General features: G+C 33.0%; 16 protein-coding genes. 4 read left to right on the top strand and 12 right to left on the bottom strand.

Going from position 1 to position 15,595, the window contains the following annotated elements:
- Positions 1 to 112: 112 nt before the first annotated feature.
- From V6C74_RS01820 to V6C74_RS01795, 6 genes are all read right to left on the bottom strand, one after another.
- A complete protein-coding gene (locus tag V6C74_RS01820) occupies positions 113 to 871 on the bottom strand; it encodes a type II CAAX endopeptidase family protein (RefSeq protein ID WP_002454023.1) in 759 nt (252 codons plus the stop codon).
- Positions 872 to 1,009: 138 nt separating this feature from the next.
- Complete coding sequence (ptsG, locus tag V6C74_RS01815) at positions 1,010 to 3,076, bottom strand: glucose-specific PTS transporter subunit IIBC (RefSeq protein WP_016898578.1); 2,067 nt, start codon at positions 3,074 to 3,076, stop codon at positions 1,010 to 1,012.
- 259 nt (positions 3,077 to 3,335) lie between these two features.
- Positions 3,336 to 5,075 (bottom strand): pyruvate oxidase, encoded by a 1,740-nt coding sequence (locus tag V6C74_RS01810; RefSeq protein WP_002454025.1) that lies wholly within the window; start codon positions 5,073 to 5,075, stop codon positions 3,336 to 3,338.
- A 46-nt stretch (positions 5,076 to 5,121) separates the two neighbouring features.
- Positions 5,122 to 5,811, bottom strand: coding sequence for an LrgB family protein (locus tag V6C74_RS01805; RefSeq protein WP_002432680.1), 690 nt, complete (start codon positions 5,809 to 5,811; stop codon positions 5,122 to 5,124).
- A complete protein-coding gene (locus V6C74_RS01800) occupies positions 5,808 to 6,200 on the bottom strand; it encodes a CidA/LrgA family protein (RefSeq protein ID WP_016898577.1) in 393 nt (130 codons plus the stop codon). Before V6C74_RS01800 ends, V6C74_RS01805 begins: the two co-directional genes overlap by 4 nt.
- Before the next feature lie 308 nt (positions 6,201 to 6,508).
- Complete coding sequence (locus V6C74_RS01795) at positions 6,509 to 7,396, bottom strand: LysR family transcriptional regulator (RefSeq protein ID WP_002454026.1); 888 nt, start codon at positions 7,394 to 7,396, stop codon at positions 6,509 to 6,511.
- A 178-nt stretch (positions 7,397 to 7,574) separates the two neighbouring features.
- Between V6C74_RS01795 and V6C74_RS01790 the strand changes: the two genes are divergently transcribed.
- Together V6C74_RS01790 and V6C74_RS01785 are read left to right on the top strand one after the other, a co-directional pair.
- A complete protein-coding gene (locus V6C74_RS01790; protein ID WP_002432484.1) occupies positions 7,575 to 7,793 on the top strand; it encodes a sterile alpha motif-like domain-containing protein in 219 nt (72 codons plus the stop codon).
- Positions 7,794 to 8,042: 249 nt separating this feature from the next.
- Entirely contained in the window at positions 8,043 to 8,477 is a 435-nt protein-coding gene (locus V6C74_RS01785) for a CHAP domain-containing protein (RefSeq protein ID WP_002432351.1), read from the top strand.
- Between the two features lie 81 nt (positions 8,478 to 8,558).
- Here V6C74_RS01785 and V6C74_RS01780 read toward each other — a convergent pair whose 3' ends face one another.
- A complete protein-coding gene (locus V6C74_RS01780) occupies positions 8,559 to 9,866 on the bottom strand; it encodes a hydroxymethylglutaryl-CoA reductase, degradative (RefSeq protein WP_256277530.1) in 1,308 nt (435 codons plus the stop codon).
- Positions 9,867 to 10,079: 213 nt separating this feature from the next.
- Here V6C74_RS01780 and V6C74_RS01775 point away from each other — a divergent pair, with 213 nt between their 5' ends.
- The gene (locus V6C74_RS01775) at positions 10,080 to 11,246 is read left to right on the top strand and encodes a hydroxymethylglutaryl-CoA synthase (RefSeq protein ID WP_002454028.1); all 1,167 of its coding nucleotides are present in this window, start codon (positions 10,080 to 10,082) and stop codon (positions 11,244 to 11,246) included.
- A 54-nt stretch (positions 11,247 to 11,300) separates the two neighbouring features.
- On the opposite strand, the gene V6C74_RS01770 is transcribed toward V6C74_RS01775, so the two are convergent.
- The gene (locus V6C74_RS01770; RefSeq protein WP_002454029.1) at positions 11,301 to 11,819 is read right to left on the bottom strand and encodes a methylated-DNA--[protein]-cysteine S-methyltransferase; all 519 of its coding nucleotides are present in this window, start codon (positions 11,817 to 11,819) and stop codon (positions 11,301 to 11,303) included.
- 95 nt (positions 11,820 to 11,914) lie between these two features.
- Here V6C74_RS01770 and V6C74_RS01765 point away from each other — a divergent pair, with 95 nt between their 5' ends.
- Positions 11,915 to 12,232: a YrhK family protein gene (locus tag V6C74_RS01765; protein WP_002432691.1), complete on the top strand. Its 318-nt coding sequence runs from the start codon at positions 11,915 to 11,917 to the stop codon at positions 12,230 to 12,232.
- Positions 12,233 to 12,371: 139 nt separating this feature from the next.
- Here the strand turns inward: V6C74_RS01765 and V6C74_RS01760 are convergent, their stop codons facing one another.
- From V6C74_RS01760 to V6C74_RS01745, 4 genes are all read right to left on the bottom strand, one after another.
- Positions 12,372 to 12,836: a hypothetical protein gene (locus V6C74_RS01760; protein WP_002454031.1), complete on the bottom strand. Its 465-nt coding sequence runs from the start codon at positions 12,834 to 12,836 to the stop codon at positions 12,372 to 12,374.
- Between the two features lie 197 nt (positions 12,837 to 13,033).
- The gene (locus V6C74_RS01755; protein ID WP_080554669.1) at positions 13,034 to 13,195 is read right to left on the bottom strand and encodes a FeoB-associated Cys-rich membrane protein; all 162 of its coding nucleotides are present in this window, start codon (positions 13,193 to 13,195) and stop codon (positions 13,034 to 13,036) included.
- Positions 13,196 to 13,207: 12 nt separating this feature from the next.
- A complete protein-coding gene (gene feoB / locus V6C74_RS01750) occupies positions 13,208 to 15,202 on the bottom strand; it encodes a ferrous iron transport protein B (protein WP_016898575.1) in 1,995 nt (664 codons plus the stop codon).
- A gap of 5 nt (positions 15,203 to 15,207) precedes the next feature.
- Positions 15,208 to 15,435, bottom strand: a complete 228-nt coding sequence (locus V6C74_RS01745; RefSeq protein ID WP_002432860.1) for a FeoA family protein — start codon at positions 15,433 to 15,435, stop codon at positions 15,208 to 15,210.
- Positions 15,436 to 15,595: the final 160 nt, after the last annotated feature.

The raw sequence follows: 15,595 nt of genomic DNA, 5'->3' as shown, positions 1-15,595 counted from the left end.
TATACCCTTTTTTAAACACTAAAAAAATAAGCATTTAATTCTTACTTAATCATTATGTGACAGATGACCAAGTTTGAATTAAATGCTTTTTGCTAAATCAAAACTTTCATTATTATTTAAAATAGAAATATAAATAAATAATTAAAAAAGGTAGCGTTGTTAAAGAATTGTTAAATATATGTACCATCATACTGTCCTTCAAGTTTCGCCTTCTATCATAAGCAATATAGAGAATAATTCCCATTAAAAAATAAATTGCATAAGAAAATATATTTGATGATAGATGTTGAGAACTGAATATCAATGATGAGAAAATTAAGGGTAGCCAAAAGCGGCATTTCATAAATAAAGTTTCCTTAAAGATTCCTCTGAATACCAATTCTTCTAAATATGGTCCTATGATACAAAGACACAATACGGTTACTAATACAATAGTGGGATGAGGTAAATGGCTTTTATCCATAAGTGAACTTAAACTGTCATCTATTGTTTCCTGATTTTGTGTGTTTGAATTACCTGTAAAAATAAACATTAAAGCATTCGCACTAATACTACAGAGAATTACGAGAAAGAAAAAACCAATATTGATAAAGATATCTTTAATACTCATCTTAAAATCTTGATATTCATAAGTACGATATAAATAATAGGATCTTATTCCCCAAATGATTAAAAGTGTAATTCCTAGAATAAACATACTCATCGCTATTGTATACCAATCATTCAGTCTTAAAGATAATGGAAGTGCAACAAGTGATAAACCCACAGGAACTTGTATTACGACTATCATTATTACGTAAATGAGAACATTGATTATCTTGTTCCCTTGATGTCTAACTCTAGAATTATTGTTTATTTTAGAATCACACATACTTTTGACCTCCAGCTTTAGTGATAACATTTATGTAACTTACATTACTACATTGCTATTTATTGTTACCGTTGTCAATGTTATACAAAAAAAGTGCACATCTTTGAAATCTCAAAAATATGCACTACCAATTATGTGTTATTTAATTTTCATTATAACTTTTCCTGGATCTACAGATATAACATCTTCAATTGTTAATGTTTTATCACCTAAATTTGTGATAATTACCGGCGTAACAATACTTGGTGCGTTATCTTTTAGGTAAGCTAAATCAATTTTCATTAAAGGTTGACCTTGTGTTACAGTTTCATCAGCTTGAACAAAGCTTTCAAAGCCCTGTCCATTCAATTTAACTGTATCGATACCAATGTGAATTAAGACTTCTACACCTGTATCTGATTCTAAACCAATCGCATGTTTCGTTGGGAAGATGGTTTTCACTGTACCATCAAATGGTGCTACAATTTCGCCTTTTTCAGGAATGAAACCTACGCCATCGCCCATCATTTTTTCAGAGAAAACTTTATCCGGAACATCCGTTAATGGAATCATTTGACCATGTCCAGGTGAATAAATTTCAGTTTCAATGACGTCTTCTACATGAACTGGTTCATCAGAAATCTCTTCAGTTACTGTTGTCTCACTAGGTTTAGTAATTTCTCCACTCATAATCTTTGCCATGTCATGCTTAATTTGATCTGATTTTGGGCCAAATATAGCTTGCATGTTATTTCCTACTTCTAGAACTCCAGAGGCACCTAACGCTTTCAATCCTTGAACGTCTACTTTCGATTTATCTGCGACTTCAACTCTAAGACGTGTAATACAAGCATCTAGATGTTTAATATTTTCTTTACCGCCCATAGCATCTAATACATCAAATGGTAATTTAGCAACACTTGAATTGCGTATCTCTTGTTCTTTATCTTCACGACCAGGTGCTTTTAATTTGAATTTTCTAATTGCAAAGTCAAATAAGAAGTAATACACAATCGCATACACAATACCTACTGGAATAACCCAAAGCGCGTTTGTGCGATGCCAGTTAAGTAAACCGTATAAAATATAATCAATAAACCCTCCGGAGAAAGTCATACCTATTTTTACACCTAACAAGTGCATGACCAAGAAAGAAGTACCTGCTAAAAATACATGAATCACATATAAAATGGGTGCCACAAATAAAAATGAGAACTCTAATGGTTCAGTAATACCGGTTAAGAAAGAAGTTAAAGCTGCTGATAACATTAAACCTCCAACAACTTTCTTACGTTCTGGGCGAGCATTTTTATAAATGGCGAATGCTGCCGCTGGTAAACCAAACATCATGAATGGATATTTACCTGTAGTGAATGCGCCAGCTGTAAATGGCACGCCATCTTTCAATTGTGCCATCCAAATTCTTTGGTCCCCACGTACTAAATCTCCAGCGTGATTTGTATAATGGCCAAATTCAAACCAAAATGGTGCATAGAAAATGTGATGCAGACCGAATGGAATAAGTGATCGCTCAATAATCCCAAAAATAAACGTAGTTAAAGTTAAATTCTTATTCAATAAGAAGTTTGAAAGACCATTTAAACCATCTTGAATAGGCGGCCAAACAAAACTTAATATGATACCTGTCGCAATTGCGACAACTGATGTCACGATAGGTACAAAACGCTTCCCTGCAAAGAAACCTAAGAATGCTGGTAATGTAATGTTATAAAATTTGTTATAACACCATGCAGCTAAGGCCCCCATGATAATACCACCGAATACACCTGTTTGAAGTGTTGGAATTCCAAGAATTAATGCATGAGCAGGATCTTTAGCTGCTTGGCTTAATTCCTTAGCACCATTTGCGTATGAGAATATATCATCAATAGTGATATGTAGTACTTTACCCATTGTCGCATTCATAATAAGGTAACCTACTAGTGCTGCAAGTGCTGCTACACCGTCTCCTCCTGCTAAACCAAGTGCTGTTCCGATTGCAAATAATAATGGTAAATTGTCAAAAACCACTTGTCCTGAAGCTTCCATAACTGAAGAAATTGCTACAAACACAGGATGGTTTAACCACGGTGCAAGGTGAACAAGTTGTTCATTATGCATTGCATTACCAAATGCAAGCAAGATTCCGGCAGCAGGTAATATTGCTACTGGTAGCATTAATGCTTTACCAATACGTTGTAACTGCCCAAATAGCTTTTTAAACATATTAAACATTCCTCTCCATCTATAGTTGATACATGTAATGGCATAAAAAAAGACATGAACAAACAAGACCATCAATTTCTTTAGTATCTCAAAAAGATGGTAAACCTCATTTGCTCATGCCTGCATAACCAGTAACACGCAATATTTAATATTTATTTACACTAAGTATACACAGTTAATAAAGCGTTTACAAGACAATTTTTTTATTTTTTATATAAAAAGAACCCGACTTAATAAGTCGAGTTCTGTAAATCATCTATTATAAGAAACGTTTAGCTGCTACAGAGATTGGTGGGATTTGATCAAAGTCTAAGTTTTTATCTTCAGTGATTGATCTGTAAGCCCATCTACTATAACCTAATGCTTCTTCGTTAACGATTTTACCTGGTAATGGTGCAGCGTTAGGATCAACGTGTACGTCTACGATAGTTGGAACGTCTTGAGCCATAGCTTCTTCAACGATATCGTCTAAACGACTAGCATCTCTAACAACATAACCTTTACCACCAGCAGCTTCAGCGAATTTAGCGTGATCCATATCAGAGAAATCAATCGCATATTCTAATTCACCAGCAGCTTGTTGTTCATATTTAATGAATGATAATTGTTTATTGTTTAATACGAATACAGTCATTGGTAAATCATATTGAACTGCAGTTGCGAAGTCTTGCATTACCATTTGGAATGCACCGTCACCAGCGATAGCAACAGTTTGACGGTTAGGGTAAGCAATTTTAGCTGCCATAGCACCTGGAAGACCGCAACCCATAGTACCTAACCAACTTGAGATGATGAATTTGTTATTAACTGATAAGTTTAGGTAACGAGTTGACCAAACTGTAGCAGTACCAACGTCTGCTGAGATAATAGCATCATCTTTTAAGTTAGCATTGATTGCTTTCATTAAGCGTTCTGGACGTAATGGTGATTTATTATTATTTTTATCTTGTTCCATCCATTTATCCCAAACAGCTTTACGTTCTAAAGTTTTATCTAAGAATTGACGTTTAGCAACGTGTTTAATATTTTCAGTTAGTTGATGGAAAGCAACTTTACTGTCACCCAAAATACCAACATTGATGTTGAAACGATGACCTAAGTTAGCTTCGTTTGTATCAATTTGGATAGCTTTAATGTTTTTCTTAGGTAGATAGTCTACGTAAGGATAGTTTGTACCAGCCATGATTAATAAATCAGCATCTTGGATTGTTTGGTAAGATGTTTTAGTACCAATTTTACCTAAGTTACCAATGCTGTATGGATGATCATCAGGTAAGATTGTTTTAGCTGGTAATGTGTGAATTACTGGGATTTTAGCAGCTTCAATAAATTCACGTAATTCTTCTTTAGCGTGTTGAGTACCCATACCAATAATCATTACTGGTTTTTTAGCTTTATCGATTAATTTAGCAGCTTTTTTGATGCTCTTGAATTTAGGAGATACTGGTTTAGGTTTAGTAGTATCTACTGCACGGTTTGTAGTATCTTTAATTTTTTGAGTTAATAAGTCGTTAGGACAAATAACTACTGCTACACCTTTTTTCTCATAAGCTGTACGGATTGCTTCATTAACGATTTCAAATACGTTGTCACCTTTTTGGATTTGGTGGTTGTATACAGCAACGTCTTCACATAATTTAGAAAGATTAGTTTCTTGGAATGCTTTAGTACCTAATAAAGTACTATTAGTTTGACCTGATAAAATTAATTGAGGAACCTTGTCCATTTTAGCATCATACATACCGTTTAATAAGTGAACTAAACCAGGTCCACCGATACTTAATGCAACACCAATTTTACCTGTCATTTTTGTGTAACTACCAGCAGCTAAACTTGCTACTTCTTCGTGACGAACGTGGTAGAATTTAAATTGATCTCTTACTGTACGTAAACTATCTACTACTGCGTCAATTGAGTCACCTGGAATACCATATAAGTGGTCAATATCCCAAGCTTGTAATGCTTTAACTAATGCTTCATTTGCTTTAATTTTTGCCATTTTTACAAATAGCCTCCCTTTCTAGTATACGAGTACATCTTTCCCTTTAGTAAAACACTAAAATCAGTATTGGTATTAAGACTGAACTTATGACAGCCGTAAGAATCATACCAATAGAACTAAATGCTCCTGATTCTATATCTAATTCCAATGCTTTTGCAGTACCGAAGGCGTGTGAAGCATTTCCATAAGTTAATCCTCTAGCAATAGAGGATTTGAAACCTCCCATACGCAATAACATTGAACCTAAAATACTGCCGATTAAACCTGTAGTTATAATAAAGAGTACAGTCATTGTATCTGTGCCTCCCAATTCTTGGGAAACTTCAATACCAACTGCTGCAGTGATTGATCTTGGTAACAGGGTGACAATCGTGTCTTTAGAATAACCAAAGATTTTCAACGTTGTAAATACTAACACAAAATTAAGAAGTACACCAGTCAGTACGCTTGCAAAAATGATAGACAGATATTTCTTTATTTTGTGTCTGTTTTCATATAGTGGATAAGCAAGACAGACGACTGTTGCATTTAATACATGGTTAATCCATGTACCACCTTTCATATACCCTTTGTAACTTACTCCGAAAACTAATAGTATAATTATTATCCCAATTGATGCTATCAGCGCAGGGTTTAATAATGGATTTTTATATTTATCTTGGAGTCGCTTAGAACCATAATACAAAATGACTGTTAATAATATCATGAGAACGGCTTGTAAATAATCATTCATGACTGATCTGTCCCTTTAGTTATTTTGTCTTTTCCTACCATTTTTTCAGCTATAAAGCCTGAAGATAAAGCAACTACACATGTACCTATAATAATTACGATAAAGAATAATACATAATTTAACGTAATATCAGAAGCTACATCCATAATACCTACCACTGATGGGATAAAGAAAAATACCATTGTCTTGAGTAAGAAATTAGCCCCTACATCAATCCAACTTTCTGGAATAATCTTAAACTGTAAAAGTAAGAAGAACAATATTAAACCAACTATACTACCTGCTAGTGGAATGTGTAATAATTTCTGCACTTCTGTTCCTATATAGGTAATCAGTAATATCAGTGCAAGTTGAAGTACTAACTTAACCAAAAATTTAGCCCTATACATAGTCAACATCCCTTTCTATCAAATTGTGTCTAAATTGTTACTAACTTTTTTCAGTGTTATTTACTATTATAATACTGACTCTTCTATAGTAAAAATACATTTTAAGAATGTTTTCTATTCCTCTAATCTATGAAATCGTTTACATATCATCCTCAATTCTTAAGTTCTTAATCACCAACTGTTATTAGCATTGGTTTGTAACGTAAAAACACAAATTTATGATGACTCATAGCCAAATCATAAATAAAAGATATGAACTGGCTATTGTAGTCTTAATAATCAATTACAATTGAGGCGAACATATTACTCTACTTTTGTTCAGTCAATTTTTCTTTTAAGAACTCTATCCATTTATTTGTCGCATGACTTAAACGCTTATCTTTTTTCCACACTACCCCAAGTTCCCATTCTGTATTAGCATTTTCGAGTTGAATCATTTTCACATCATCATTTAATAACTCTGAGATAGTTGCGGGTAATATTGTAATTCCTAACTTATTGATGATGAGATTCTCGATAACGTTCCATTGTGAAATTTGAGAAGCCATATTAGGAACGAACCCAGCGTTTTTAGCATTTTCGATAATTTTATCATTCAAATAAAAATCTTCATTAAATAGTATAAAATTCTCTTCAGCGAGTTCTTCCATCTTAATTTTAGTTTTATAAGCTAATGGATGTTCCCTATATAATACTACTCTTAAATCTTCTTTATTGAGTGAAATAGATTCAAATAAATGATGATCGACCGGTAAAGTCGTTACACCGATATCCACTTCATCATTTAAGATGAGGTTCTCTGTGGTTTTCCCTCCACTTTCGATAAGATTATAAGTAATATTTGGATATAATTGATGAAAATCACCCAAAACCCCTATAAACTTACGCATACTCATAACTGCAGACATACTAATGTTAATATGCCCTGTTTCTAACCCATACAGACTATTAATTTCTGTAGGCAAGTTATCATATAAAGAAATAATTTCTTTACATTTATTGAAGAAAATTTTCCCAGCATCTGTAAGTACTAAATTTCTTTTACTTCTGTCGAATAAGGGGACAGCCATTTCTGCTTCGATATCTTTAATTGCTTTACTTATTGTAGGCTGAGCGATGTATAAAGATTTAGATGCCTTTGTCATTCCACCTTGTTTTACTACTTCGACGAAATATTTCATGTGTTTAATGTCCACGCATATCCCCCTTTTTTATAAATAATATATTAATTATACAATATGATTGACCTTTTTAGCGATTAATAATTTTCCTAAAAGAATTGCATAGTCAAAATTCTTAATTAACAAGTATTTTTAAATAATTAAAATATGTTACAATATCTGTGGCTCATATTACATTTTTTGAGGCGAGGAATTGAGCTTTTACGAATTTATGCAAAGTTTCCATGGTGATGACACACCGTTAGGTGAATTGGTTGATTGGATTAATCAAGATATCAATTTTCCTAAAGAAGTGAAGAGCCATAGCGAAATATTGACATATTTTCGAAATAATCCATGTCCTGAAAACATACCTGTGACAGTGATCAAACGCGCACTTGCTGTTTTCAACCAATTCACCCAAAATGTATAATGACCGTTAATACATTACGTTTAACATATTCTTTATACATGAATGCATGGAGTTAATCATCTCGCAAGACGTCCTACGGGGCGTCTTTTTCATTGTAAATTGCATACAATATTAACTTTATTACAAAAAGAAATACAATATTTCAAGAACATTACATTTGCTTGTACAATTCGTTTCTTATATTGTATTACGTATTTTTAAAGATTATTATATATACGGTTAAAAAAATACATTTTTTGGGGAGAAGCAATGAAACTTAAAAAATTATTATCACGTATTATTATCGCTACTGGAATCATGTTCACTGGAACTTTAACATATCAAACTATAGAACATACGCACGTATCACACGCTGCTTCATATAATTATTACAGCAAACATCAATGCACTTGGTGGGCCTATAAACGTCGAGTTCAATTAGGAAAGCCTGTTTCTAATAGATGGGGAAATGCTAGGAACTGGTACTACAACGCACGCCGCTCAGGTTACTCAACGGGACACAAACCAAAAAAATACGCTGTTATGCAATCTACTGCAGGTTATTATGGGCACGTGGCAATTGTAGAGAAAGTATACAATAGTGGAAGCATTAAAATCTCAGAGTATAATTATAATGTTCCTTTAGGTTACGGAACACGTATTATTAGTAAATCATCAGCACGTCATTATAATTATATTTATTAATATAAAATAAGCCATCAAACAAGTATGAAACCATATCAACATTTACTTATGGAATTCATTACCCGTTTGATGGCTTTTTAATTATGATTGACGTAATTTTTCTAAAATTTCTTTAGCTTTAGCTGTATTAGCGCGTGTTTCATGTTTCAATGCTTCCGCAACTTTAGCAATTTCTTCACCTTGTGCTCCAACAACAATTGCTAATGATTTATATTGTAAGCTCATATGTCCTTGCTGTATACCTTCTGATACAAGCGCACGACAAGCTGAAAAGTTTTGAGCTAAACCGACTGCAGCTACAACATGACCTAACTCTTGGGCTGACGCTACATTGAGTAAATCGAGCGAAGCTTTTGCAATAGGTAATACCTTCGTGCCACCACCCACAATCGCCAAGGTCATAGGTACTTCAATTGTACCGATTAATTTTCCACGTTCTTTATCATATTTCCATGTCGCAATTCCTCTATATTGACCATCACGACTAGCATATGCGTGTGCACTCGCTTCAGCACCTCTTGTATCGTTACCTGTAGCAAGAACTACTGCGTGAATACCATTCATTACACCTTTGTTGTGAGTAGCTGCACGATGAATATCAACTTGAGCTAATACTGAGGCACGTTCCATACGGTGTGCTACCTCTTCGCCACTTCTCTCACCTCTATTTAAGTCGTTAACATCTATTTCGCCTTGCACTTTAACTACTGAAGCCGTCGCGTGATTAGATAAAATACTCATTAAAACATCTTTTTCAGGGAATTCGTTTTTAAGATGAGCAGTGATTGCTTCAAGAATTGTATTTAACATATTGGCGCCCATCGCATCTTTAGTATCAACATATACTTTCAATGATAGTAAATGTTGCTCAGGGAACGTATCTATTTCAATACGTTGGTAACCGCCCCCACGTTCTTTAATGGATGGATAAGCCTCATCAGCAATTTGATGTATTTGTGGTTCAAGTGCTTGGATATCTTTAGATAATTGTTCTGTATCTTCAATATCGTCAAACACAATTTGACCGATCATTAATCTTTGACTTGAGATTGTTTTAAAGCCACCACTTTGGTTAACAAGTCTCGCTCCATAACTTGCGGCAGCCACTACTGAAGGCTCTTCAACCATCATTGGCACCACATATTCTTTATCATCAACAATAATTTTAGGTAATAGTCCAACTGGTAGAGTTCCTTGACCAATTACATTCTCAATCAAACTATTTGCCACTTCTTCATTAATAAGAGGATGACTAAGTAATGAATCATAATTATCAGTATTGAGCCATCCATACTCGACTAATTGCTTTAATTTATCCTCTCGAGATAAATGTCTAAATCCTTTTTCTAAACTTTTCATGAGTAAACTCCTTTTATATGTATCTTTCAAGTTATTTTAAACTTTTAAATATTTATTTTCCGGAAAATTAAATTTCCAATCATACCATATAGACGATTAATTTAATGATAACAATTCATCGTGTAAAACGCTTACATTTCTATTATACTTTGATGAAATATTCTGTTATATTTCATTGTATAACATTGTATTGGTTTGATATGATACTAATGCTACTTTAAAACTGAAAGGATGATTCGCCTTATGAACATAGGTATCGATAAAATAAACTTTTATGTACCAAAATATTATGTAGACATGGCAAAGCTTGCAGAAGCACGCCAAGTTGATCCAAATAAATTCTTAATAGGAATCGGACAAACTGAAATGGCAGTAAGTCCTGTCAACCAAGATATCGTATCGATGGGTGCTAATGCTGCTAAAGATATTATAACAGACGAAGATAAAAAGAATATTGGAATGGTAATTGTAGCAACTGAATCTACTATTGATAATGCCAAAGCTGCAGCAGTTCAAATTCATAATTTATTAGGTATTCAACCCTTCGCACGTTGCTTTGAAATGAAAGAAGCATGTTATGCTGCAACTCCTGCAATCCAACTTGCTAAAGACTATCTTGCACAACGTCCCAACGAGAAAGTTCTAGTTATCGCAAGTGATACTGCACGTTATGGTATTAACTCAGGCGGAGAACCTACTCAAGGGGCTGGTGCTGTAGCAATGATGATTTCTCATGAGCCTAGCATATTAACATTAAACGATGATGCAGTTGCTTATACCGAAGATGTTTACGACTTCTGGCGTCCTACAGGTCACAAATACCCACTCGTTGCAGGTGCACTATCTAAAGACGCTTACATTAAATCATTCCAAGAAAGCTGGAATGAATATGCACGCCGTCAAGGTAAAACACTATCTGATTTCGAATCGCTTTGCTTCCATGTACCTTTCACCAAAATGGGTAAAAAAGCTTTAGATTCTATCATTGATAATGCTGATGAAACTACACAAGAACGCTTAAAATCAGGATATGAAGATGCAGTATATTATAACCGTTATGTTGGTAACATCTATACTGGTTCATTATACTTAAGTTTAATATCATTACTAGAAACACGTGACCTTAAAGGTGGTCAAACAATTGGTTTATTTAGTTATGGCTCAGGTTCTGTTGGCGAATTCTTCAGTGCAACACTTGTAGACGGTTTCGAAAAACATCTAAACATTGAAGGACACAAAGCATTGTTAAACAATCGTACAGAAGTTTCTGTCGAAGAATACGAATCATTCTTTAAACGTTTTGATGATTTAGAATTCAATCACGACATTGAACAATCAGATAAAGACAATAATCTCTTCTACTTGAAAGACATTAATGACGATATTCGTGAATATCATATTGCAGAATAAATCATGGACAAATATTAAAGCTTGGAAGTCTTACCTAAGACTCCCAAGCTTTCTTTATGGCTTTGTACTATATTTCGGTCTATAAAGCTGAGACATATCAACATTTTCAATTTCTAACAATTTAATTTTATTATCTATCGTGCCACCGTAACCTGTTAAACTTCCATCCTTACCTACCACACGATGACAAGGTATGATGATAGAAATCGGATTACGACCTACTGCCCCTCCTACAGCTTGAGCAGACATTTTTGGCTTACCTAACTTTTGGCCAACACTTTTTGCAATGTTTCCATATGTTTCTAAGTCTCCATATGCTATTTTTATTAACTCATCCCAGACCTCACGCTGAAAGTCGCTTCCATGTGGTGCTAATGTAAAATCTATAACTGGATGATTACCTTCAAAATATTGTTCTAACCACTGAGTCACTTTTTGAAATAGTGGTAAGTCCCCTTTTGTTTTAACATTTTCTATATGTTGGTTCGGATATAAAAGATGCGTAAGTGCAGAACCATCACTAATTAATTGCAGTTCACCTAGTGGGGATTGAAATTTCGTTTGATATTGCATTTCAATAACTCCTTTATCATATAATACGATTGCTAAGTTTAACTCTATTATTGAATGGGAATTTTTAACTCAATAAACATAGTGGAGGTAATAATATGATTCAGCATAAAAACGATGTAGATCTTCATTTTAATAAAAATAATTTAAGTCCTAAAAGTCAAAACCATGCCAATGAAATTACTACTTTTTACAAAGCACTGTATCAAATTAATGATATCGTGTTAGGTTTAATATTTCTGGTTGGAAGCTTTCTCTTCTTTAGCGATAAAACAATGATAGCTGGCACAGTCCTCTTTGTTATCGGTAGTCTTCAAATGACAGCACGACCAATTATCTCATTTATACATGATCTCAAATTATCTAATTATTATAGACGCCTATATAAAGATGAATTAAAAAATCAATCTGAATGAAGGTTGTGTGGTGATAGCATTCTTAAGTTTGTTTTAATATACTAGTGAATCGTAATAATTTTAATAAACATAAGTTGAATACTTTAAAAGCTGAGGCAATAAATAAATGCCTCAGCTTTTCACATATCATAAAAAATAATTATTCAAAATTATATAGTTCATAACCTTTATCTTTCGCATACTCTAAAGCGACAAGTTCTAAAATATTTATAAAGGCAGGTTCATCTTTAACTTTAATATATTGGAAAGTTAAACTATGTTCTTGAGCAGTGATACTTTTTAAATCAGATTGATCTAAGTTTTTACTTTGGGCAAACCCTTTTCTAAACTTTGTTGTACCACTATCTGAATGAGAGTTATATTGTCCTAATTTAGTGTATAAGTCTTTATTTATAGGTTTATAAGTCGTTGAGTACCCACCAGTTTGTCCTACGTAAACTGGTTTCTTTTGATCAAAAATAACATAAACCCCATACTTATCTTTGACTTTCTCACGATCTTCTTTTGTGAAAGCCAAAGCTTCTTTTTTATCATATTTAAATAACTTTTTTATTTTCTTCTTATTATCCTCTAGTAAGCTATCTAGTTTCTTGCTACCTTTCATTTATTAAATCCTCCGTATTAATAAAAATTTACATTCTAAAAAAATAGTTACATATAATATATCACTTTTTAAAAAGTTTAATCATTAGAAAAGTAAATTAATAATAACTTAATATTTACTTAATATAGAAAACTTCCCAACCCTTATTTATTAATATGGGTAGAGAAGTTCTTGTTTGAGGAGGATTTTATTTAGTTCTAAGATGGCGAAGACTTTTTAGAAGAAGAGGTATTGCAATGACATTGCGATTTACAACTTCCACATTGACCTGCTTTAGATCGTTTAAAGAACTTAAATAATGTATACACTGTATAGCTTACAATAAATGCGATAATTAAAATGTTTAATAATACATACATAGAATCACTTCCTTACGTAAATAAATGGCTAACTTGATAAAACATTAATGTTAAAATGTACGCTGTTAATACTGGATAGATCACAGCAATAAGTGTCCATTTCCAAGAACATGTTTCTTTTCTAATAGTGGCAACCGTAGAGATACAAGGTACATATAATAGTATAAATATCATAAACGCATATGCTGAAATTGGAGTGAATTGGTGTTGAATCACATTGACTAAACCATTCTCATTGGATGAATAAAGTATAGCCATTGAACTAATAATAACCTCTTTTGCTAAAAAGCCTGGTATCAATGTTGCTCCTGCCTGCCAAGTTCCAAAACCTAAAGGAGCAATGATAGGAGCAAAAACTTCTCCCAGTATATGCATAAAACTTTGGTTAATTTTCACATCAAATCCATTAGGGCCCATATAAGTTAAAGCCCATATCACTACTGAACCACCGAAAATAAATGTACCTGCTTTTTTCACAAAACCTTTTGCCTTTTCCCATGTACTACGCCATAACGTTCTAATTGAAGGTACACGATATGTTGGTAATTCCACGATGAAAACCGAGTCTTCATTTTTCAAAATAAATTTATTCATAAAAGTGCTCACTAAAAGAGCAATCAGAATGCCAATTAAATATAAACTAAGTACGATAAGTGATTGGTATTCTTTAAAGAATACACCTACGAACAAAGCATAGACGGGTAACCGTGCTGAACACGACATAAATGACGCGATTAAAATAGTAATGAGTCTTTCTTTTTCATTTTCAATACTACGCGCAGCCATAATACTTGGAACATTACATCCAAAGCCAATAATCATAGGGATAAACGACTTTCCACTTAAACCAATGGATTCCATAGTCTTATCCATCAATACGGCAATCCTAGCCATATAACCTGAATCTTCGAGCAATGAAATAAAGAAGAATAAAACTACGATTTGAGGAATAAATACTAATACTGAACCTACTCCAGCAATAATACCATCAGTAATTAAGTCTTGAAGAAACGGTAATAGATGCAATTGTTGCATCAGTAGTTTTATCCAATCGGTTAATTGACCACCGATGAAATCGTCCATTTTATCAGATAAAGGCGTCCCCACCCATGTGAAAGTGGTTTGAAATATTAGCCATATAATACCTAAGAATATTGGAATTCCTAAATATTTATTCATAAGAATTTTATCTAATTTAGCTGTGAAAAATTGTTTTTCTTCTTCCGGATATTCGACAACATTTCTTAAGATATTATCTATAAATGCTTCTCTTATAACTTCTATACGTTCGCGTACGCACGTATTAAAGTGTTTATCTAAGTTTGTTTTTATGGGCGCTAGAAGATTAATCAACTCAGCCCCTAATTCTTCGTTAATTTTGACATTATCAAGCAAATATTGAATTGCTATAAAACGTATACGTTCATTTGGATACGACTTTTCTTTCTTGATAATTGAGCTAAGTCGTTCGATAGCTTCTTCAATCTCATTGCCATAATCAATTTTGAGGTGTTGTCTTTGATCAGATTTCAGGAATTGAAGTTCATGCAATAAAGTGTTTGTACCTTTAGCTTTTCTTGCTACTATAGGAAAAATAGGTACTTTTAACTTTCTCATTAGAGTGTCATAATTAATCTTTAAACCATGTTGAATAGCTACATCCATCATGTTTAAACCAATAATTATAGGAACATTGAGTTCTAGCAATTGAACAGTTAATTGCAGGTTTCTTTTAATTTGACTAGTATCAATGATATTAATCATTCCAGTAAATGATGTTTCCATCAAAAATTCTGTAACAACTGTTTCATCTTTAGTAATAGGTGAGAGATCGTATACACCAGGTAAATCTATTAATTGTCCTAGATTTTCTTTTAATTTACCTACTTTTTTCTCGACCGTCACACCGCTCCAATTCCCAACGTACTCATAAGATCCTGTCAATGCATTGAATAGAGATGTTTTACCTACATTAGGATTACCTAAAATGCAATAACTTTCATTCATATCATCTACTCCTCTAATGCAATTTGACGAGCATCTGATTGTCTAATGCTAAGATATTGACCATTGATTTCAATTACACTTGGTCCATTAAATAAGCATTTACGCTTAATACTCACTAGACTGCCCTTCTTTAAACCAAGTGCTCCCAAACGATATAACATGCTTTTATTATTCAGATTGATACTTTTAACTTTATATTGTTTATTTTTCATCCCAGTCATTAAATTCAACATCATACTCACGCTTTCTAACCTTAATTAATAATCATTATCAATAAGAAAATCATATGCCTATTACCTATGATTTACAATATCTACAAAAAGATAAATGTGTCTATTTTTAGAAATAATTATCTATACATAAATCTAAGTTATTGCGTAATGGTTAATGCGA

Origin of the sequence: Staphylococcus capitis subsp. capitis, assembly GCF_040739495.1 — a bacterium.
Classification (GTDB): domain Bacteria; phylum Bacillota; class Bacilli; order Staphylococcales; family Staphylococcaceae; genus Staphylococcus; species Staphylococcus capitis.
This window is presented reverse-complemented; position numbering and strand designations above follow the sequence as displayed.